Here is a 20,252-nt window from a genome sequence, read left to right on the forward strand (position 1 = left end):
TGGAGCGATGCACCGGCTTCACGGCCGCCAGGTGGTGGCACTATACTGGCGCCATAAAACCAACAGGTGATATGAAATGAGCCTTCCCAAGCTTCTCAACACCCCGCTTTATGCCTTGCTGCGCAAAGACGATATCGCCGGCTTCAACAAGGAACGCCCTCAAGGCCCGATCGACATGCGCGGCGGCGATTTCCGTGGCCTTGATCTGCGCGAGCTGAACGCCGACGACGTCGATTTCAGTGACGCCTACTTCCGCTCCGCCGATCTGCGCGGCATCGATTTTCGCAAGTCCTCATTGGAAGGCGCGAGCCTGGCCCATGCGCAGATCTCCGGCGCCTACTTTCCTGCCGAGCTGTCCGCCGACGAAATCCTCATGTCGATGAACTTCGGCACGCGACTGCGCTACCGCACCCGCTGACACTCGCCGCGCAGGCAACGACCTGCTGGCCGCACCCGAACAGATCTCCAGCGCCCCCGCCCGCGCTGGATGATGGACCTTGCCGACTATCTTCGCCTCATCGTGCGTAATGCCTTAGAAGCTTTTGCGCCGAATCCCGCCAAACAATCACGCTTTTCCTACTGAACGCTACACTGCTCAGAAGCTTGCCCACTGCACCAGTCGGCCGTCGCAAGGAGGCTCGATGAATGATGAACTGCAACACCTGAAAAACCTGGGCAAGACCTCAGCCCAATGGTTGCATGCCGTGGGCATCCACAGCGCCTCGGACTTGCGCCGGCTTGGCGCGGTGGACGCCTATCGCGCCGTGCGTACTCGCGGCTTCCGGGCCTCCAAGGTATTGCTGTACGCGATTGAAGGCGCGTTGATGGACGTGCACTGGAACGATATTCCCCCCGAACGCAAAGAAGCCCTGAACCAACAGCTGGACGCTATTTCGGCGCGTCACAAGGCCTGAGGGCATTTCCTGCACGACGCCCAGCGCCGCCGCGAAATATTCGACTCATCGCAAAAACAATGTTTGACATGGTAATGAGAATCGCTATGATTACCACATCCGGTCGCGAGACTGGTCGATATTTGAACAGCCCTTGGTTCGGACTCTCAGATATCTCCTCATCAGGCTAATCACGGTTATTTGACCCGGCTCTTGCCGGGTCTTTTTTTGCTTGCTGTAAATCATGTCCCGGTCTGTTCACGCATTTGCGCGCAATAATCCTGCGGCGGCCTGGCTGGCGTGTACCAGACGTAATCCGCCATCGCCGAGGTCACCTCGCTGCCCTCTTCGGCCAGCAACAGGACCACCGGCCTTTCGTCGGCTGCCAGATCCGATATATGCAGCGGCACACCGACATCCTTGCGGCCATGCCAGGCGCCGACCAACAACAACGCAGGCGTTGGCGCCTGCAACAGACGCTCGGCCATGCGCCGATCCCGCTGTTGCTGCACGGCCAGCATCGCTGGCATCTGGGATTCGGGTAACAGACCGCAGTGGGACTCACGGATCTGCCCCAACAGCAGCTCCTGCATGTTGGCTGCAGTGGAGTGGCTACCCGTCAGGGTCGGCGGTTGCCGATAGAAACGCTGGATCTCGGCAACGTCCAGATTGGCGGCCAGCACCGGGTAGCCTTGGGCCAAGGCAAACTTGACGACAGGTCCATACAAGCGCCAGTCCCAGCCCGGCGACCAGCCCAGGGCACCGGCCAGGTCGTCCGGCAGCACAGGGGACCGGCGGACCGCGTCGACCCGGGCCTGTTGGGAGGGCGTCAGCATTTCCAGCAGCAAGCTACCCTGGGGCCGCTGCCCGGCGAGCGCTCGCAGCAACCAGGCCTGCAGCACATGATGATCCGGATTGTCGTGTTGCTCGCCTATCACGGTCCGAGGCGCCTTCGCCAAGCGCTCGACCAACGCCTGGGGCGTCATCGCCTGGCCACTATGCATGCCACGAATTCGTCCGGCCAACGGAGGCGGCGCAACGCTCTGACAGGCCGTCAGCACACTCAATGCCAGGATCAGGATCAGGCGCACGTCTACATCCTCACGAAACCCTCAGCGGGCAATGATCAATGGATGCCCGCGCTCCGGATGGTCTTGCACCAGCACGTCGAGGCCAAACACCGCCTTGAGCGGCTCCGGGCGCAGCACGTGCCGAGGCGTGTCCAGGGCCACCGGCCGACCGGATGCGAGCAGCAACAGGCGATCACAGTAACGCGCCGCCAGGTTCAGGTCATGCAGGATGACCAGCACCGCAGCGCCACGATCCGCAAACTCGCGCACCGCCTGCAAAATAGTGTGTTGATGCAGCGGATCGAGCATCGACGTCGGCTCGTCCAACAGCAAGGTCTGCCCCGCCTCACCCGGCCACAACTGCGCCAGCACCCGGGCCAGGTGCACCCGCTGGCGTTCACCGCCGGACAACGCCAGGTAGCTGCGCCCGTGCAGGTGCGCCGCATCGGCGGCTTGCAGCGCGGCAGCGACGATTTGCTCGTCGCGCACACGGCCACTGTGGTGAGGCAGGCGGCCCATGCCGACGACCTCCTCGACACGGAAGGCAAAATCCAGCGTCGAAGATTGTGGCAAGACCGCCAGGCGACGGGCGCGCTCGGCAGCGTCCCATTGCGCCAGTGGCCGGTCATCGAGCCAGACCTGTCCCTGGGCCGCAGGCATCTGCCCGCACAGGCCCGCCAGCAGGGTACTTTTACCGGCACCGTTGGGACCGAGCACCCCGAGTACTTCGCCGGGACTGAGCGCCAGATCGATGTCCGCCAACACGGTTTTCCGGCCCCGGTGAATGTGCAGGTTCTGCGCTCGCAACATCAGGTGCGTCCTCGCAGCAACAAGTAGAGGAAGAACGGCGCGCCGATGAAGGCCGTGACAATGCCAATCGGCAATTCCGCCGGAGCCAGCGCGAGGCGTGCCACCAGGTCAGCGAACAGCAACAGGCTAGCCCCCGCCAGCACGGAGGCCGGCAGCAACACGCGATGATCGGGACCGGCCATCAGTCGCACCAGATGCGGCACCACCAATCCGACGAAACCGATCATGCCGGCCGCCGCCACCGCCGCCCCAACGCCCAAGGCTGTGCAGAACACCAATTCACGCTTGAGCCGTTCGACGTCGATGCCCAGGTGGGCGGCCTCGGACTCACCCAGCAACAGCGCGTTGAGCGCCCGGGCCCGACGCGGCAACCACAGCGCCACGCCGGCGCTGACCAGCAACAGCGGCCACAACCGCGCATAGCTGGCACCGTTGAGACTGCCAAGATTCCAGAACGTCAGGGTGCGCAGGGTCGCGTCATCCGCCAGGTAGGTGAACAGGCCCACTGCCGAACCGGACAGTGCAGTCAGGGCGATACCGGCCAGGAGCATGGTCGCGACGTGGGTCTGGCCATTACGTCGACCGAGACGGTAGACCAGCGCCGTGACCCCAAGACCACCGAGAAACGCACATAACGACAATACATAGGGACCGACCGCGTCGGGCAGACCGCCCAGTGCCGAACCGCCCACGATCGCAAACGCCGCGCCCAGTGCCGCGCCGCTGGACACGCCCACCAGCCCCGGGTCTGCCAACGGGTTGCGAAACAGCCCCTGCATTGCCACGCCGGACAGCGCCAACACCCCGCCCACCGCCAAGCCCAGCAAGGTGCGTGGCAAACGGATCTGGCCAACGATCAGTTCGGCTTGCTCCAGACCATCGGCGGCCACCGGCAAGCCCAACAGGCGCAACGCGGCGCACAGGGTGTCCAGCAGCGGCAAGCTCACCGGCCCCAGCGCCAGGGACAGCCACGTCGCCAGCAGACACAGCAGGCCCAGGCCGATGAACAAGGTGCGCGGTTTGACCAATGAGGTCATGGCGCCATGGCCAACGCGGCCGGATAGAAGCCTGCCGTCAGTTTCACCAGGCTCTGCGGTAACCGCGGCCCCAGTCCGCCTACCAGCAGCGTCGGGTCCAGTTCAATGACCCGCCCGTCCTTGGCGGCGCGGGTCGAGGACAGGATCGGGTTTTCCTTGAACAACGCCGCGCGCGCTTGCTCACCGCTCAGGGCACGGTCGGCAAAGACCAATACTTGGGGATCCAGGCCGGCCAACGCTTCGACGGAAAAGGGCTTATAGCCGCTATGGGTCGCCAGGTTGCGGCCACCGGCCTGCTGCAACAGCCAATCGGCGGAAGTGCCCTTGCCAGCGACCAGTGGCTTGCCGCCGGAACTGCCCACCAGCAGCAATACGCCTGGAGCCTCCTGTTTGCGCTGGGCCTCGGTCACCCGGACGTTTTGCTGGGCGAGTTGTTTTTGGTAACTGTCAAACATCTGCTGCGCCTCCGCCTCGGCCCCCAGCAGTTGACCCAAGTGATGCAAATTGCCTTGCAGGGTCGGCAGGTCCGGCGTGGCCGAGAACAGTTCGACCTGAACACCGGCGCTGCGAATCTGCGCCAGCACGGGTGGCGGCCCCATTTCCTCGGTGCCCACCAGGATCTGCGGACGCAGGCTCAACACGCCTTCTGCGGATAATTGTCGCTGATAACCGACGCTGGGCAGGGTGCGCAAGGATTCGGGATGCTGGCTCGTGGTGTCCACGCCGACCAGTTTCGACTCGCCCCCCAATGCACTGACCCACTCCGACAAGGCGCCACCGGCGCTGACCCAACGCTGCGGCAAGTCGGCCGCGGTGGCCCCCTGACAGACCAACAGTGCGACACAGAGCGCAACAACGCGGATGTTCAAGCGCATCAGCCAGCTTCCTCAAAGAAGTTTTTCGCCGGATCGGCCAGGGCAAAGTATCCTCAGCCACCTGCGAAGGAAGCGCCATTTGATAATTGTTTTCATTTGACCGTCAAGCAGGGGTCTATTGCCACATGAATCCCTGAAGGGCTTCATTCAGACCGCTATATAGAGACACACATGAAGTTTCTTTGTACCACCGCCGAACTGCCCGACAACGCCAGTCGCGGTTTCGAACTCGATGGCCGCAAGGTGCTGGCCGTGCGGCGTGCCGGCCAGGTGTATGTCTATCTCAACCGCTGCCCGCACCGTGGTGTGCCGCTGGAATGGCAACCCGATCAGTTTCTCGATGCCAGCGCGAGCCTGATCCAATGCGCCACTCACGGCGCGCTGTTTCTGATCGAGAGCGGTGAATGCGTGGCCGGCCCCTGCGCCGGTCAGTTCCTGGGCGCGCTAGACAGCCGGGAGGACAAGCAAGGCATCTGGGTCGATCTGTAGCGGTTCGAGCAGTACTGGCAACGCACGGTCCACCCACATCTGCTCGGGCGTCAGCGTAACTCCATAGGCCAGCACCTCGACCCCTGCCGTCACCGCATCACGCAGGGCAGCGGCGTACACCGGGTCGATTTCCTGCGCCGGTCGCACGGCTTCGATACCACTCAGGTTCACGCAATACAGCTGCACCGCCCGCACGCCCTCCCGGGCCAGACAGGCGAGCTCGCGCAGATGCTTGGCCCCCCGTACGGTCACCGCATCGGGAAATGCCGCCACATTCGTGCCATCGAAACCCAATGTGACGCTTTTGACTTCAACCCAGGCCGAGCGGTTTTCATAGTCCAGCCTGAAATCGATACGGCTGTTCTCCTGTCCATAAGCCACTTCGCGCTTGAGCCCGGTAAACCCGTTCAACTCGCTGATGACCCCGGCGCGCAGGGCTTCTTCGACCAAGGCGTTGGCCCGCGCCGTATTGATGCAGGCTAGCCGTCCCTGAGGGGTCTCGCCGACCTCCCAGGTGCCGGGCAGCTTGCGCTTGGGGTCGCTGGAGCGACTGAACCAGACGCGTGCTCCCGGCGCCATGCAATTGAGCATTGAGCCGGTGTTCGGGCAGTGGATAGTGAGCAATTCGCCGTGAACGGTCTCGATATCAGCAAGAAAACGCTTGTAACGGCGAATCAGGCGACCTTCTTCCAACGCAGGGGAAAAAAACATCAGCCTTGCCAGCTCCGCAGCCCACGTGCGATTCGCTCTACCGCTTCCTGAAGCCGCGGCAGGCTCTGCGTATAGGCAAAACGCACATGGTGGCCGGCCTGATGGCGGCCGAAATCCAAGCCTGGGGTAAAGGCCACGTGCTCGGTTTCGAGGAAGTGCTGGCAGAACCCGAAGGCATCGCCGCCGAACGCGCTGATATCGGCATACAGGTAAAACGCCCCTTCCGGCTCCACCGCAATGCCGAAGCCCAACTCACGCAGGGCCGGCAGGAGGAAGTCGCGACGCAGCGCGAACTCGGCCCGACGCTGTTCGAAGATTTCGATGGTGGCCGGTTCGAAACAGGCCAGGGCCGCATACTGGGCCATGCTTGGCGCGCTGATGTAGAGGTTCTGCGCGAGCTTTTCCAGCTCGCTCACAGCGGCCGAAGGCGCCACCAACCAGCCAAGCCGCCAGCCGGTCATGCCGAAATACTTGGAAAAACTGTTCAAGACAAAAGCATCGTCGTCGACCTCCAGCACGCTGGCGGCGTCGGTGCCGTAGGTCAGGCCGTGATAGATCTCGTCGACCACCAAATGGCCGTTGTGCCCCTTGATCGCCTTCGACAACCCCGCCAGCTCGTCGCGGGAGAGGATCGTACCGGTAGGGTTGGCCGGCGAGGCGACCAACGCGCCGACGCTGTCCTGGTCCCAATAACGGTTCACCAGGTCCGGCGTCAGTTGGTAACGCACGTCCGGGCCCACCGGCACCAATTGCGCGGCGCCCTCCACCAGCCGCAAGAAATGGCGATTGCACGGGTAACCGGGGTCGGCCAGCAGCCAATGCTTGCCCGGGTCCACCAGCAAGGCGCTGGTCAGCAGCAACGCGCCGGACCCACCCGGGGTCACCAGGATGCGCCGGGGGTCGATGTCCACCCCGTAGCGCTGCTGGTAGAAACCGGCGATGGCTTCACGCAGCTCGGGAATGCCACGGGCCGCGGTGTAACGGGTCTTGCCCGCCGCCAGTGCCGCCTGGCCGGCCTGGATGATCGGCTCGGCGGTGGTGAAATCCGGCTCGCCGATTTCCAGATGGATGACGTCGTGCCCAGCGGCCTGCAATTCATTGGCACGGGCCAGTAGCGCCATCACATGGAAAGGTTCGATGGCGCGACTGCGCGCACTGTATGGCTGAGCCATTAGCCTTCCTTCAGGTAAAAAAGAACCGATTCTACCCAACTCGAGACACGTACGGGAACGAGCGAGAACCTGAAGCGGTCTGAGCCCGTGGATCGCTGGAAATGTCTTCGGCGATCGGCCCAGGCTTGACTAGAATCAAGCATTGAGCAGGATTGACTCTGCACCGGACCGAACCCGACCACGCCTTACAAAGCCCCGGTGGCCGCAGGCTCGACAACCGGGAGTAGCGCGGCCCGATTTGATCTGGTAAGTTCGCCCGCTTGCAGCCGCAGGGCCGGCAGGTGTCGGTGATGGAGCAATCCTGCGTAGTGGATTACAAGAGTAGAGGCGGTCCATTCATGCCCACCCAAGCAAAGCAGAATCAAAATCAGACGCTCAGCGGGTTTGAGCCTTACGTCCCGCAAGCCGGCGAAGAGTACATGGGCGCCCCCATGCGCGCGCACTTCACCAAGATCCTGAACAAGTGGAAACAGGACTTGATGCAGGAAGTCGACCGCACCGTGGATCACATGAAAGACGAAGCGGCCAACTTCCCTGACCCGGCCGACCGTGCCAGCCAGGAAGAAGAGTTCAGCCTCGAACTGCGCGCCCGTGATCGTGAGCGCAAGCTGATCAAGAAAATCGACAAGACCCTGCAACTGATCGAAGACGAAGAATACGGCTGGTGCGAGTCCTGCGGCATCGAGATCGGTATTCGTCGCCTGGAAGCCCGACCGACCGCCGACCTGTGCATCGATTGCAAGACCCTGGCGGAAATCAAGGAAAAACAGGTCGGCAAGTAATTGCACGGGCTGTAACCGAAAACGGAGCGTTCGCACGCTCCGTTTTTTTATTGCTGAAGCTTTCCCAGATCCGACGAAACCCTGTGGGAGAGGGCTTGCTCGCGAAGACGATAGATCATTCAGCTATATCGAAACTGACACACCGCCTTCGCGAGCAAGCCCGCTCCCACAAGGGACATCGTGATCGCAAGGCATGTGTTCCTGCCTGACCAGACCCAGTAACATTCGCCTATGACTGCCACCACCGCCTACATTGGCCGCTTCGCCCCCACCCCGAGCGGCCACCTGCACTTCGGCTCGCTGGTCGCCGCCCTGGCCTCGTACCTCGATGCCCGCGCCGTGGGTGGGCGCTGGTTGTTGCGCATGGAAGACCTCGACCCGCCCCGGGAAGAACCGGGCGCACAAGCGGCGATCCTGAAGGCACTGGAAAGCTACGGGTTCGAATGGGACGGCGAGATGGTTCGCCAGAGCGACCGGCACGAAGCCTACGATCTGGTCATCCAGCGCTTGTTCAGCCAAGGCCTGGCCTACGCCTGCACCTGTTCGCGCAAACAATTGGAGCAACATCAGGGCGTTTATCCGGGACTGTGCCGCAACGCCGGCCACGGCACCGAAAACGCTGCTATCCGTGTGCGCGTCCCTGAGCTTGAGTATCACTTCACCGACCGGGTCCAGGGCGAGTTCCGCCAGCACCTGGGCCGCGAGGTCGGGGATTTCGTCATTCGCCGGCGCGACGGGCTCTACGCCTATCAATTGGCCGTGGTGCTGGACGACGCCTGGCAAGGCGTGACCGATATCGTGCGCGGCGCCGACCTGCTGGATTCCACGCCGCGCCAGTTGTACCTGCAAGAGTTGCTCGGACTGCCACAGCCACGCTATTTGCACGTGCCGCTGATCACCCAGCCGGACGGACACAAGCTCGGAAAATCCTATCGCTCGCCACCCTTGGCAGCCAATCAGGCCACGCCGCTGCTGTTGCGGGCACTGCGCGCGCTGGGCCAGCCGGCGGGCGCCGAACTGGCCGATGCCAGCCCTCGGGAACTGCTGGCCTGGGGCATTCGCCACTGGGACGCAGGCCGGATCCCGCGCACACTGAGCATCCCCGAAGCGCAAATACGTTGACGGCCCTTGCAGCTTGGCGCCCATCCGTTACCATCGCCGCACGTTTTCGGGCACGCACATAAAGAGGAGAGGCTGGGATGTACATCTATCGCTTGGTCCTGCTCCTGGTAGTGGGGATCTATCTGTTCTCCCCGGCCATCATGGACTGGTGGATCGACGCCACGGGTGCCTGGTATCGGCCGTATCTACTCTGGCTGATCCTGATTGTCGTGACCTTCATCCTGCAGAGCCAAAAAGATGCCGATGAGCTTTAGCCTGACCCAGATGATCCTGATCAGCGCCGCCTACCTTGCGGTGCTGTTCAGCGTGGCCTGGATCAGCGAACGGGGCATGATCCCCCGGGCGATCATCCGCCACCCACTGACCTACACTCTGTCGCTGGGCGTCTATGCCAGCGCCTGGGCGTTTTATGGCACGGTGGGGCTGGCCTACCAGTATGGCTATGGTTTCTTGTCCAGCTACCTCGGTGTGTCGGGGGCATTCCTGCTGGCGCCGGTGTTGCTCTACCCGATCCTGAAAATCACCCGCACCTACCAGTTGTCCTCCCTGGCCGACCTGTTCGCCTTTCGGTTTCGCAGCACCTGGGCCGGCGCACTGACGACGATTTTCATGCTGGTTGGCGTTCTGCCGCTGCTGGCCCTGCAAATCCAGGCCGTGGCCGACTCCATCAGCATCCTGACGCGCGAACCGGTGCAACATCGGGTTGCCCTGAGTTTCTGCGCGCTGATCATCCTGTTCACGATTTTCTTCGGCTCCCGGCATATCGCCACGCGGGAAAAACATGAAGGCCTGGTGTTCGCTATCGCTTTCGAATCGGTGATCAAACTGATCGCCATCGGCGGCGTCGGCCTCTATGCCTTGTACGGCGTGTTCGATGGCCCGCAACAACTGGAAGTGTGGCTGCTGCAGAACCAGACCGCCCTCGCCGCCTTGCATACCCCTTTGCAGGAAGGCCCGTGGCGGACGTTGCTGCTGGTGTTCTTTGCATCGGCGATCGTCATGCCACACATGTACCACATGACGTTTACCGAAAACCTCAACCCGCGCTCGCTGGTGAGCGCCAGTTGGGGCCTGCCGTTGTTCCTGCTGCTGATGAGCCTGGCGGTGCCGCTGATCCTGTGGGCTGGCTTGAAGCTGGGGGCCAGTACCAATCCGGAATATTTCACCCTCGGCATCGGCATCGCCGCCAACAACAAGGCCTTGGCGTTGCTGGCGTACGTTGGCGGCCTGTCGGCGGCCAGCGGCCTGATTATCGTCACCACCCTGGCGCTGTCGGGGATGGCCCTCAACCACCTGGTGCTGCCGCTTTATCAGCCACCGGCTGAAGGCAACATCTACCGCTGGCTGAAATGGACGCGTCGGGCGTTAATTGTCGCAATCATCATGGCCGGCTACGGTTTCTACCTGATGCTCGGTGATGGCCAGGACCTGGCCAACCTGGGCATCGTCGCGTTCGTCGCCACGTTGCAGTTCCTGCCGGGCGTGCTGTCGGTCCTCTATTGGCCGACCGCCAACCGCCGCGGCTTCATCGCCGGGTTGCTGGCCGGGATCCTCGTGTGGCTGGTCGCGATGTTGTTGCCCCTGCTGGGCAACCTGCAGGGCTTCTATATTCCGCTGTTGAACATGATCTACGTGCTCGACGACACCAGTTGGCACATGGCAGCCATCGCCTCCCTGGCGGCGAACGTGCTGATGTTCACCCTGATTTCACTGTTCACCAACGCCAGCAGCGAAGAGGCCAGCGCCGCCGAAGCCTGCGCGGTGGACAACGTCCGCCGGCCGCAGCGCCGCGAGCTGCACGCCGCCTCCCCCCAGGAATTCGCCACGCAACTGGCCAAGCCCCTGGGCGCCAAGGCAGCGCAGAAGGAAGTTGAACAGGCCCTGCGCGACCTCTACCTGCCGTTCGATGAACGCCGCCCGTACGCCTTGCGCCGCCTGCGGGACCGGATCGAAGCCAACCTCTCCGGCCTGATGGGCCCGAGCGTGGCCCAGGACATGGTCGAGACGTTCCTGCCGTACAAGGCCGGCGGCGAAAACTATGTCACCGAAGACATCCATTTCATCGAAAGCCGCCTCGAGGACTACCACTCGCGCCTCACCGGCCTGGCAGCCGAGCTGGACGCCCTGCGTCGTTACCATCGCCAGACCCTGCAGGAACTGCCGATGGGCGTGTGCTCCCTGGCCAAGGACCAGGAAATCCTCATGTGGAACAAGGCCATGGAAGAACTCACCGGGATCGCCGCCCAGCGCGTGGTCGGCTCACGCCTGAGCACCCTGGGCGAGCCCTGGAAAGGCTTGCTCCAAGGCTTCATCGATCTGCCGGACGAACACTTGCACAAACAGCACCTGGCGCTGGACGGCCAGACCCGCTGGCTGAACCTGCACAAGGCCGCCATCGACGAGCCGCTCGCACCGGGTAACAGCGGCCTGGTGCTGCTGGTGGAAGACCTGACCGACACGCAGATGCTCGAAGACAAACTGGTCCATTCCGAGCGACTGGCCAGCATTGGCCGACTGGCCGCCGGGGTGGCTCACGAGATCGGCAACCCGATCACCGGTATTGCCTGCCTGGCGCAAAATCTGCGCGAAGAACGCGAGGACGACAGCGAGCTGACGGAAATCAGCGGCCAGATCCTGGAGCAGACCAAGCGTGTGTCGCGCATCGTCCAGTCGCTGATGAGCTTCGCCCATGCCGGCGGTCACCAGCACAATGACGAGCCCGTCTGCCTGGCGGAAGTGGCCCAGGATGCCATTGGCCTGCTGGCCCTCAACCGGCGCAACTTCGAAGTGCAATTGTTCAACCTGTGCGATCCGGACCACTGGGTCGACGGCGATCCCCAGCGGCTCGCCCAGGTATTGATCAACCTGCTGTCCAACGCGCGCGACGCCTCACCGGCCGGCAGCGCGGTGCGGGTCAAGAGCGAAGCTTTCGAACACACGGTCGACCTGATCGTCGAGGACGAAGGCAGCGGTATCCCACAGAACATCATGGACCGATTGTTCGAACCCTTCTTCACCACCAAGGATCCTGGCGAGGGCACCGGTCTGGGCCTCGCACTGGTCTATTCCATCGTTGAAGAGCATTATGGACAAATCACCATCGACAGCCCGGCTGATGTACAGAGCCAACGCGGTACCCGTATCCGGGTGACCTTGCCGCGTCATGTCGAAGCGACGTCCGCTGTGAACTGAGACCGTCGAGAGAATCGAATCAATGCCGCACATTTTGATCGTCGAAGACGAAACAATTATCCGCTCCGCCTTGCGCCGCCTGCTGGAACGCAACCAGTACCAGGTCAGCGAAGCCGGTTCAGTGCAGGAAGCACAAGAGCGTTTCAGCATCCCGACATTTGACCTGATCGTCAGCGACCTGCGCCTGCCTGGCGCTCCCGGCACCGAGCTGATCAAGCTCGGCCAGGGCACGCCGGTGCTGATCATGACCAGCTATGCCAGCCTGCGCTCGGCAGTGGACTCCATGAAAATGGGCGCGGTGGACTACATCGCCAAACCGTTCGATCATGACGAGATGCTCCAGGCCGTGGCCCGCATCCTGCGCGACCGACAAGCGGCGACCAACAGCCCGTCGGAGCCGGTCGGCAAGGCCAGCACTTCCGCCAAAGCCGGTGCCAGCAACAGTAATGGCGAAATCGGCATCATTGGCTCCTGCCCGCCCATGCAGGACCTGTACAGCAAGATCCGCAAAGTCGCACCGACCGATTCCAACGTCCTGATCCAGGGCGAGTCCGGTACCGGCAAGGAGCTGGTGGCTCGCGCCCTGCATAACCTGTCGCGCCGGGCCAAGGCGCCGATGATCTCGGTGAACTGCGCGGCGATTCCGGAAAGCCTGATCGAATCCGAACTGTTCGGCCATGAGAAAGGCGCGTTCACCGGTGCCAGCGCCGGGCGTGCCGGCCTGGTGGAAGCTGCCGATGGTGGCACGCTGTTCCTCGATGAAATCGGCGAACTGCCCCTCGAAGCCCAAGCGCGCTTGCTGCGGGTGCTTCAGGAGGGCGAAATCCGCCGGGTCGGGTCGGTGCAATCGCAGAAGGTCGATGTACGCCTGATCGCGGCCACTCACCGGGACCTCAAGAGCCTGGCGAAAATCGGCCAGTTCCGCGAAGACTTGTACTACCGCCTGCACGTGATTGCCTTGAAACTGCCGGCCCTGCGCGAGCGTGGCGCGGACGTCAATGAAATCGCCCAGGCTTTCCTTGCCCGGCAGAGCGCGCGGGTCAACCGCACCGATCTGAAGTTCGCCCCGGACGCCGAGCAGGCCATTCGTCATTACGCCTGGCCGGGTAACGTCCGAGAACTGGAAAATGCCGTCGAGCGTGCGGTGATCCTCTGTGAGAGCCCGGAAATTTCCGCTGATCTGCTGGGCATCGACATCGAACTGAGCGACCTGGACGATGAAGAGTTCATCGGTTTGGCCCCGCAACAGGGCGGCGCTGCCAGCAATACCAGCCATGAGCCCACCGAGGACCTGTCCTTGGAGGATTACTTCCAGCATTTCGTCCTGGAACACCAGGACCACATGACCGAGACCGAACTGGCCCGCAAGCTGGGTGTCAGCCGCAAGTGCCTGTGGGAACGTCGCCAACGCCTGGGAATCCCACGGCGCAAGACTGGGGTAGCCAGCGAAAGCTGAGTGGGGCAGGCTTGCCCCACAGAGGGCAGGCTTGATATCGAGGAATGTGAAAAAACTGTTACCTCAGTTTTTTCACGTAACAGAAGCCGGGGTTTACGGTAACGAAACCCCGGCTTTTTTTCGCCCCGAAAAAATGGGTATAAGCATAGAACCCCCGTTTTTCCTGGTCTTCGCAAAAGTTGGCACGCACCCTGCTATAGCTTTGGTACAAGAACAATAACAAGCAATGCAAAAGACAATAAAAATAAGACGAATCGACTCACGCACAATAAAAACAAGACGGCGAGAGGCGCAGCTAACTGATTCTTTTGGAGAGGCGTTGTATTTGGGGCTTGCCCCACAACCAGGCCGAGAACAATAAAACTGTCTTGAGACAGGTGCCTGAACTGGTTGGATCGATTGATCACTGCAACACAGCGACCAAAGCAATCCGTTTGCTCTTGGCTCCCGATTGGGAGGGTCACGAAGGGAAACCTCGTGACGCGGGCACTCAACAAAAACAAGAAGCCCGAAACCAATAATAAAAATAGAGCACGTAACTAATTCTGGGGGAGCTTCGGCTCCCCTTGTGGTTTCTGTCGTTCAGCCTTCTCCGCAGCCTACAAGGCTTGTCGCTTGAGCTTGCAGCTCAAAACGCCTGCGTCCTACACCATCCCTCGACTAAATGCTAGAATCCCGGCCCATCGTGCGGTCACTCTTCGTTTTTGGCCGAATATTCCTTCAAACAGTGCATCCCATGCTGAAGAAGCTGTTCCAGTCATTCCGTTCTCCCTTGCGTCGTACGCAACACATTCGCAGCACGCCTGAAGTGCTCAACAGCGGCCAGCATTCCCTGCAAAAGGCCCAGTTCAGCCGTTATGCGGTGAACATCGTCGAACGCCTGCAGAGCGCCGGCTACCAGGCTTACCTGGTCGGCGGTTGCGTGCGCGACATGCTGCTCAACATCACGCCCAAGGATTTCGACGTCGCCACCAGCGCCACGCCGGAACAGATACGGGCCGAATTTCGCAACGCACGGATCATCGGCCGGCGCTTCAAGCTGGTCCACATCCACTTCGGTCGCGAAATCATTGAAGTGGCGACATTCCGCGCCAATCACCCGCAAAACGATGAGGAAGAAGACAGCAACCAGTCTTCTCGCAACGAGAGCGGGCGCATCCTGCGCGACAACGTCTACGGCACCCTGGAAGAAGACGCGCAACGCCGTGACTTCACCATCAACGCCCTCTATTACGATCCGGTCAGCGAGCGCATTCTCGATTACGCCAACGGTGTTCACGACATCCGCAATCGGCTGATCCGCCTGATCGGCGATCCCAAGCAGCGGTACCAGGAAGACCCTGTGCGGATGCTGCGGGCCGTGCGTTTCGCCGCCAAGCTGGACTTCGGCATCGAAAAACACAGCGCCACGCCGATTCGCGAGTTGGCGCCGATGCTGCGCGAAATCCCTTCGGCGCGGTTGTTCGAGGAAGTGCTCAAGCTGTTCCTTTCAGGCAACGCAGCGGACACCTTCGAAATGCTGGTGGACCTGCAACTGTTCGATCCGCTGTTTCCAGCCAGCGCCGAAGCCTTGGAACACAACCCGACCTACACCCACACGCTGATCAGCGAAGCGCTGGCCAACACCGACCTGCGCATCAAGCAGAACAAGCCGGTGACCCCAGCGTTCCTGTTTGCCGCCCTGCTCTGGCCTGCCCTGCCCGCCCGCGTGCTGCGCCTGCAAGACCGCGGCATGCCGCCGATCCCGGCGATGCAGGAAGCAGCCCATGAGCTGATCGCCGAACAGTGCCAGCGTATCGCGATTCCAAAACGCTTCACGATGCCGATCCGCGAGATCTGGGACATGCAGGAACGCCTGCCACGGCGTAGCGGCAAACGTGCCGACCTGCTGTTGGACAATCCGCGTTTCCGCGCCGGCTACGACTTCCTGTTGCTGCGCGAAAGCGCCGGCGAACAGACCGATGGCCTGGGCGAATGGTGGACTGATTACCAGGACGCCAACGAGAGCGAGCGCCGCGACATGATTCGTGACCTCAGCGGCAAGGAAGACGGCGCCAGTGGCCCGCGCAAACGTCGTCGCAGCAGCGGCGCCAAGCGTAAACGCGCCGGTGTGCCGAGCGATTCGGGCGAATAGTCGATTGGAACGCATCTACATCGGCATGGGCAGCAACCTGGCCGAACCCGCCGGACAATTGCGCAGCGCCCTCCAGGCCCTGGCGCAATTACCGGGCACCCGGCTTGCCGGGGTCTCGGCGTTTTATCAAAGCGACTCCCTGCTGCCCGGCCAACCGCGCTATACCAATGCGGTGGCTGCATTGGACAGCAGCCTGGCGCCGCTGGAGCTGCTCGATGCGCTGCAAGCCATCGAAACCGGCCAGGGTCGCGAGCGCCTGGAGCGCTGGGGCCCGCGCACCCTCGACCTGGACATCCTGCTGTTTGGGGACCGCCTGATCGACGAGCCCCGCCTCAAAGTCCCCCATTACCATATGCAGGCCCGGGCCTTCGTGTTGTATCCGCTTGCCGAGTTGGCCCCCGCCGACCTGCGCCTGGCCGATGGCCGCCTGCTCAAGGACCTGCTTGCAGCGTGCCCGTTTATCGGCCTGGAACGCCTGCACTCCCACTGACGAAAACCATTCCTTGTGAGCGAGCTTGCTCGCGATAACGGTGTGCCCATCAACATCCATGCTGGCTGATCCGACGCTATCGCGAGCAAGCTCGCTCCAACAGGTGCCAGTACCGAACAGTCATTGCGGGACTGTCCTCCTGGCTGAAACGCATCAGTCACCGCGGTAACACCCGCCGGTAACACATCCAATTGACTTCCCGAGAGCTCCTCACGACTATAGGCGTCCCGTAGCCGCCAACGCGGCGTTTAAGGGCGCTATCCGGGCCTTACAAGCACCACGCATAGAGGGTGCGCCTGTATCGAGCGCCTAATGAGGACTTTATTCATGCCAGCTATTACCCTGACCACGCTGCAAGGTCTCAAGCAAAAAGGTGAGAAAATCGCCATGCTGACCTGCTATGACGCAACCTTCGCCCACGCCTGCAACGAGGCCGGTATCGAAGTGCTGTTGGTGGGCGATTCCCTCGGCATGGTGTTGCAAGGTCACGACAGCACGCTGCCGGTGACCACCGCCGACATGGCCTATCACGTGGCCGCCGTTAAGCGCGGTAACACCGACGCGCTGATCCTCGCCGACCTGCCCTTCATGGCCTACGCCACCCTCGAACAAACCATGACCAACAGCGCCCAGTTGATGCAAGCCGGCGCGCACATGGTCAAGATCGAAGGTGCGTTGTGGCTGGCCGATTCGATTCGACTGCTGGCCGAGCGGGGCATTCCAGTGTGTGCGCACCTGGGCTTGACGCCACAAGCGGTGAACATCCTCGGTGGCTACAAGGTCCAGGGTCGCAATGAAAACCAGGCACGGCAGATGCGCGCCGATGCGATAGCGTTGGAGCAGGCCGGCGCGGCGATGCTGCTGCTCGAATGCGTGCCCAGCGAGCTGGCGGAAGAAATCACCCAGGCTGTGAAGATCCCGGTCATCGGGATTGGCGCCGGCAGCGCCACCGACGGCCAGGTGCTGGTACTGCACGACATGCTCGGGTTGTCGATCACCGGCCGTGTGCCCAAGTTCGTGAAGAATTTCATGGCCGGGCACACCACCATCCAGGCTGCCCTTGGCGCCTACGTGGCCGAAGTCAAGGCTGTGACCTTTCCCGGCGTCGAACACGGATTCAGCGCATGAACACCGTCAAAACCGTACGCGAACTGCGGGCCGCCGTGGCCCGGGCCCGCGGCGAAGGCAAGCGCATTGCCTTCGTGCCGACCATGGGCAACCTGCACAGCGGGCATGTGGCGCTGGTGACCAAGGCCGCGCAACGAGCCGACTTCGTGGTGGCGAGCATTTTCGTCAACCCGCTGCAATTCGGTGCCGGCGAAGACCTGGACAAATACCCCCGCACCTTGGCGGCCGACCAGGAGAAACTGCTCCAGGCCGGCTGCCATCTGCTGTTCGCTCCCAACGTCGAAGAGATGTACCCCGACGGCATGGCCGGACAGACCCGGGTCAGCGTCCCGCAATTGTCCGAAGGCCTGTGCGGTGCCAGCCGTCCCGGGCACTTCGAAGGCGTCGCGACGGTGGTCAGCAAGCTGTTCAACATGGTCCAGCCCGACATCGCGGTGTTTGGCCAAAAGGATTTCCAGCAACTGGCAGTCATCCGCGCCTTGGTCCATGACCTGAACATGCCGATCCAGATCATTGGCGAGCCCACCGTGCGTGCCGAGGACGGCTTGGCGCTGTCGTCGCGCAACGGCTTCCTCAGCCCGGACCAACGCGCCGTCGCACCCGTGGTCTATCGCGGTCTGAGCCAGATTGCCGAAGCGATTCGCCAGGGGCAGCGGGATTTCCCGGCGTTGGTTGCCGAGCAGATCAAGCACCTGGAAGCCGCCGGCCTGCGTCCCGATTACCTTGAGATTCGCCAGGCCCGGACCTTGCGCCCGGCCACGAGCGAGGACCGCGACCTGGTGATACTGGCTGCGGCATTCCTGGGAACGACGCGCCTGATCGACAATCTGCACCTGGATCTCGATACCCCAGCCTGACCCCATCGATCCAGTGTGGGAGCAGGCTTGCTCGGGAAAGGGCCAGCCCGTTCAACATTAGTGGCGCAGACACACCGCATTCGCGAGCAAGCCCGCTCCCACATGAGCCCTTCAACCCGTCAGCTGTCATCACACCTCCGTCTGTCGGACCGCTCCCGCCCCTGCTGTATAAAAAAGTACCGGGGACGGGTCTGACAAAGTCAAGACAGATCGCCACGCGAGGTTTACTGTAGTCGCCCTGCGTCCGGCGATCGTGTCGATGCAGCGTCCGGACGCCCGTCTCGAGCCGCGCCGGAATATTTCGTGTACAAAAGGTCGTTCAAGTAAAAAGGAAACCCGCAGCGATGGCGTATTACCGAACCCCTCATGACGTGACCGCTCTGCCTGCCTGGCAAGCGCTGAATGACCACCGCAAAGCCATGCAGGATTTCAGCATGCGCGAAGCGTTCAATGCCGACCCGCAACGTTTCAGCCAATTCACTTTGTCGAGCTGCGGCCTGTTTCTCGACTACTCGAAAAACCTGATCAACGCCCAGACCCGCGACCTGCTGGTGGACCTGGCCAACGAAGTCGACCTCAAGGGCGCAATCAAGGCCCTGTTCGAAGGCGAGATCGTCAATTCCTCCGAAAAGCGCCCCGCCCTGCACACCGCACTGCGTCGCCCGGTTGGCGACAAGTTGCAGGTCAACGGCGTCAACGTGATGCCGGACGTGCACAAGGTGCTGAACCAGATCACTGATCTGGTCGGCCGCATCCACGACGGCCTTTGGCGTGGCTACACCGAGAAGCCGATCACCGACGTGGTGAACATCGGCATCGGTGGCTCCTTCCTCGGGCCGGAGCTGGTCTCCGAAGCACTGCTGTCCTATGCGCAGAAAGGCGTTCGCTGCCACTACCTGGCCAACATCGACGGCAGTGAATTCCACGAGCTGACCATGAAGCTGCGCGCCGAGACCACGCTGTTCATCGTCTCGTCGAAATCCTTCAACACCCTCGAAACCCTGAAGAATGCCCAGGCCGCGCGCGCCTGGTACCTGGCCCAGGGCGGCTCCGAAGCGGAGCTGTATCGCCATTTCATCGCGGTATCGAGCAACAATGCGGCCGCGGTGGCCTTTGGTATCCGCGAAGAAAACATCTTCCCGATGTGGGATTGGGTCGGCGGGCGCTACTCGCTGTGGTCGGCCATTGGCCTGCCGATTGCCCTGGCCATCGGCATGTCGAACTTCAAGGAACTGCTGTCCGGCGCCTATTCAATGGACCAGCACTTCCAGAGCGCACCGTTCGAACAGAACATGCCGGTGCTGTTGGCCCTGCTGGGCGTGTGGTACGGCAACTTCTGGGGCGCGCAAAGCCACGCGATCCTGCCGTATGACCATTACCTGCGTAACATCACCAAGCATTTGCAGCAGCTGGACATGGAATCCAACGGCAAAAGCGTCCGCCAGGACGGCACGCCGGTGTCCACCGACACGGGTCCGGTAATCTGGGGCGGCGTCGGCGCCAACGGCCAGCACGCCTACCATCAGTTGCTGCACCAAGGCACCCAGTTGATCCCAGCTGATTTCATCGTGCCGATCGTCAGCTTCAACCCGGTCTCCGACCACCACCAGTGGCTGTACGCCAACTGCCTGTCCCAGAGCCAGGCGCTGATGCTGGGCAAGACCCGCGCCGAAGCCGAAGCCGAGCTGCGTGACAAGGGGGCGAGCGAAGAAGAGGTACAGAAACTGGCCGCCCACAAAGTGATCCCGGGCAACCGTCCGAGCAACACCTTGGTGGTCGAACGCATCAGCCCCCGTCGCCTCGGCGCCCTGGTGGCGCTGTATGAACACAAGGTGTTCGTGCAGAGCGTGGTGTGGGGCATCAATGCCTTTGACCAATGGGGCGTGGAGTTGGGCAAAGAGCTGGGCAAGGGCGTCTACAACCGCCTGGTGGGCAGCGAAGAAAGCCTGGCCGAAGACGCTTCGACCCAAGGCTTGATCAACTACTTCCGTGGGCGTCATCGCGGCTGATTGCATCTCGCTCCTGCGTACCCCT

At 62.2% G+C, this 20,252-nt stretch carries 19 protein-coding genes; 13 read left to right on the plus strand and 6 right to left on the minus strand.

Annotation, left to right across the window (positions count from 1 at the left end):
• Window positions 1-76 precede the first annotated feature (76 nt).
• Together AD663_RS22840 and AD663_RS22845 are read left to right on the plus strand one after the other, a co-directional pair.
• A complete protein-coding gene (locus AD663_RS22840; RefSeq protein ID WP_053214590.1) occupies window positions 77-418 on the plus strand; it encodes a pentapeptide repeat-containing protein in 342 nt (113 codons plus the stop codon).
• 223 nt (window positions 419-641) lie between these two features.
• Window positions 642-914, plus strand: coding sequence for a TfoX/Sxy family protein (locus tag AD663_RS22845; RefSeq protein WP_003185477.1), 273 nt, complete (start codon window positions 642-644; stop codon window positions 912-914).
• 221 nt (window positions 915-1,135) lie between these two features.
• Here the strand turns inward: AD663_RS22845 and AD663_RS22850 are convergent, their stop codons facing one another.
• The 4 genes from AD663_RS22850 to AD663_RS22865 are packed head-to-tail and all read right to left on the minus strand — an operon-like array spanning window position 1,136 to window position 4,685.
• Entirely contained in the window at window positions 1,136-1,984 is an 849-nt protein-coding gene (locus AD663_RS22850; RefSeq protein WP_053214591.1) for a ChaN family lipoprotein, read from the minus strand.
• Between the two features lie 21 nt (window positions 1,985-2,005).
• Window positions 2,006-2,773, minus strand: a complete 768-nt coding sequence (locus AD663_RS22855; protein ID WP_053214592.1) for a heme ABC transporter ATP-binding protein — start codon at window positions 2,771-2,773, stop codon at window positions 2,006-2,008.
• On the minus strand, window positions 2,773-3,756 hold the full coding sequence (locus AD663_RS22860) for an iron ABC transporter permease (RefSeq protein WP_172680632.1): 984 nt from the start codon (window positions 3,754-3,756) through the stop codon (window positions 2,773-2,775). Before AD663_RS22860 ends, AD663_RS22855 begins: the two co-directional genes overlap by 1 nt.
• Before the next feature lie 50 nt (window positions 3,757-3,806).
• A complete protein-coding gene (locus AD663_RS22865; RefSeq protein ID WP_053214594.1) occupies window positions 3,807-4,685 on the minus strand; it encodes a hemin ABC transporter substrate-binding protein in 879 nt (292 codons plus the stop codon).
• Window positions 4,686-4,856: 171 nt separating this feature from the next.
• Between AD663_RS22865 and AD663_RS22870 the strand changes: the two genes are divergently transcribed.
• Window positions 4,857-5,174: a Rieske (2Fe-2S) protein gene (locus AD663_RS22870; RefSeq protein WP_003185488.1), complete on the plus strand. Its 318-nt coding sequence runs from the start codon at window positions 4,857-4,859 to the stop codon at window positions 5,172-5,174.
• On the opposite strand, the gene sfsA is transcribed toward AD663_RS22870, so the two are convergent.
• A complete protein-coding gene (sfsA, locus tag AD663_RS22875) occupies window positions 5,130-5,885 on the minus strand; it encodes a DNA/RNA nuclease SfsA (protein WP_053214595.1) in 756 nt (251 codons plus the stop codon). The two genes, AD663_RS22870 and sfsA, sit on opposite strands and share 45 nt — an antisense overlap.
• A complete protein-coding gene (locus tag AD663_RS22880) occupies window positions 5,885-7,057 on the minus strand; it encodes a pyridoxal phosphate-dependent aminotransferase (RefSeq protein WP_053214596.1) in 1,173 nt (390 codons plus the stop codon). Before AD663_RS22880 ends, sfsA begins: the two co-directional genes overlap by 1 nt.
• A 338-nt stretch (window positions 7,058-7,395) precedes the next feature.
• Here AD663_RS22880 and dksA point away from each other — a divergent pair, with 338 nt between their 5' ends.
• From dksA to pgi, 10 genes are all read left to right on the plus strand, one after another.
• Window positions 7,396-7,839, plus strand: coding sequence for an RNA polymerase-binding protein DksA (gene dksA, locus AD663_RS22885; RefSeq protein ID WP_003185494.1), 444 nt, complete (start codon window positions 7,396-7,398; stop codon window positions 7,837-7,839).
• Window positions 7,840-8,070: 231 nt separating this feature from the next.
• Window positions 8,071-8,961, plus strand: coding sequence for a tRNA glutamyl-Q(34) synthetase GluQRS (gene gluQRS / locus AD663_RS22890; RefSeq protein WP_003185496.1), 891 nt, complete (start codon window positions 8,071-8,073; stop codon window positions 8,959-8,961).
• A 77-nt stretch (window positions 8,962-9,038) separates the two neighbouring features.
• A complete protein-coding gene (locus AD663_RS29010) occupies window positions 9,039-9,215 on the plus strand; it encodes a hypothetical protein (RefSeq protein WP_003176118.1) in 177 nt (58 codons plus the stop codon).
• Window positions 9,199-12,153 (plus strand): sensor histidine kinase, encoded by a 2,955-nt coding sequence (locus tag AD663_RS22900; protein ID WP_003185498.1) that lies wholly within the window; start codon window positions 9,199-9,201, stop codon window positions 12,151-12,153. The genes AD663_RS29010 and AD663_RS22900 overlap by 17 nt, the downstream gene beginning before the upstream one ends.
• Before the next feature lie 22 nt (window positions 12,154-12,175).
• Window positions 12,176-13,609, plus strand: coding sequence for a sigma-54 dependent transcriptional regulator (locus tag AD663_RS22905; RefSeq protein WP_053214597.1), 1,434 nt, complete (start codon window positions 12,176-12,178; stop codon window positions 13,607-13,609).
• Between the two features lie 736 nt (window positions 13,610-14,345).
• Window positions 14,346-15,743: a polynucleotide adenylyltransferase PcnB gene (locus AD663_RS22910; protein WP_003185502.1), complete on the plus strand. Its 1,398-nt coding sequence runs from the start codon at window positions 14,346-14,348 to the stop codon at window positions 15,741-15,743.
• 4 nt (window positions 15,744-15,747) lie between these two features.
• A complete protein-coding gene (gene folK, locus AD663_RS22915; RefSeq protein WP_003185504.1) occupies window positions 15,748-16,233 on the plus strand; it encodes a 2-amino-4-hydroxy-6-hydroxymethyldihydropteridine diphosphokinase in 486 nt (161 codons plus the stop codon).
• Window positions 16,234-16,560: 327 nt separating this feature from the next.
• The gene (gene panB / locus AD663_RS22920; protein WP_003185506.1) at window positions 16,561-17,361 is read left to right on the plus strand and encodes a 3-methyl-2-oxobutanoate hydroxymethyltransferase; all 801 of its coding nucleotides are present in this window, start codon (window positions 16,561-16,563) and stop codon (window positions 17,359-17,361) included.
• Entirely contained in the window at window positions 17,358-18,218 is an 861-nt protein-coding gene (gene panC / locus AD663_RS22925) for a pantoate--beta-alanine ligase (RefSeq protein WP_003185508.1), read from the plus strand. Before panB ends, panC begins: the two co-directional genes overlap by 4 nt.
• Before the next feature lie 344 nt (window positions 18,219-18,562).
• A complete protein-coding gene (gene pgi, locus AD663_RS22930; RefSeq protein ID WP_003185510.1) occupies window positions 18,563-20,227 on the plus strand; it encodes a glucose-6-phosphate isomerase in 1,665 nt (554 codons plus the stop codon).
• Window positions 20,228-20,252 lie beyond the last annotated feature (25 nt).

The sequence above is a fragment of the Pseudomonas sp. Q12-87 genome (genome assembly GCF_001269755.1).
GTDB classification, from domain to species: domain Bacteria; phylum Pseudomonadota; class Gammaproteobacteria; order Pseudomonadales; family Pseudomonadaceae; genus Aquipseudomonas; species Aquipseudomonas fluorescens_S.

Coding starts and splice junctions, on each gene's coding strand:
- AD663_RS22840 (WP_053214590.1), top strand. CDS start 77: ATGAGCCTTCCCAAGCTTCTCAACACCCCGCTTTATGCCTTGCTGCGC.
- AD663_RS22845 (WP_003185477.1), top strand. CDS start 642: ATGAATGATGAACTGCAACACCTGAAAAACCTGGGCAAGACCTCAGCC.
- AD663_RS22855 (WP_053214592.1), bottom strand. CDS start 2,773: ATGTTGCGAGCGCAGAACCTGCACATTCACCGGGGCCGGAAAACCGTG.
- AD663_RS22865 (WP_053214594.1), bottom strand. CDS start 4,685: ATGCGCTTGAACATCCGCGTTGTTGCGCTCTGTGTCGCACTGTTGGTC.
- AD663_RS22870 (WP_003185488.1), top strand. CDS start 4,857: ATGAAGTTTCTTTGTACCACCGCCGAACTGCCCGACAACGCCAGTCGC.
- sfsA (WP_053214595.1), bottom strand. CDS start 5,885: ATGTTTTTTTCCCCTGCGTTGGAAGAAGGTCGCCTGATTCGCCGTTAC.
- AD663_RS22880 (WP_053214596.1), bottom strand. CDS start 7,057: ATGGCTCAGCCATACAGTGCGCGCAGTCGCGCCATCGAACCTTTCCAT.
- dksA (WP_003185494.1), top strand. CDS start 7,396: ATGCCCACCCAAGCAAAGCAGAATCAAAATCAGACGCTCAGCGGGTTT.
- gluQRS (WP_003185496.1), top strand. CDS start 8,071: ATGACTGCCACCACCGCCTACATTGGCCGCTTCGCCCCCACCCCGAGC.
- AD663_RS29010 (WP_003176118.1), top strand. CDS start 9,039: ATGTACATCTATCGCTTGGTCCTGCTCCTGGTAGTGGGGATCTATCTG.
- AD663_RS22900 (WP_003185498.1), top strand. CDS start 9,199: ATGCCGATGAGCTTTAGCCTGACCCAGATGATCCTGATCAGCGCCGCC.
- AD663_RS22905 (WP_053214597.1), top strand. CDS start 12,176: ATGCCGCACATTTTGATCGTCGAAGACGAAACAATTATCCGCTCCGCC.
- AD663_RS22910 (WP_003185502.1), top strand. CDS start 14,346: ATGCTGAAGAAGCTGTTCCAGTCATTCCGTTCTCCCTTGCGTCGTACG.
- panB (WP_003185506.1), top strand. CDS start 16,561: ATGCCAGCTATTACCCTGACCACGCTGCAAGGTCTCAAGCAAAAAGGT.
- panC (WP_003185508.1), top strand. CDS start 17,358: ATGAACACCGTCAAAACCGTACGCGAACTGCGGGCCGCCGTGGCCCGG.
- pgi (WP_003185510.1), top strand. CDS start 18,563: ATGGCGTATTACCGAACCCCTCATGACGTGACCGCTCTGCCTGCCTGG.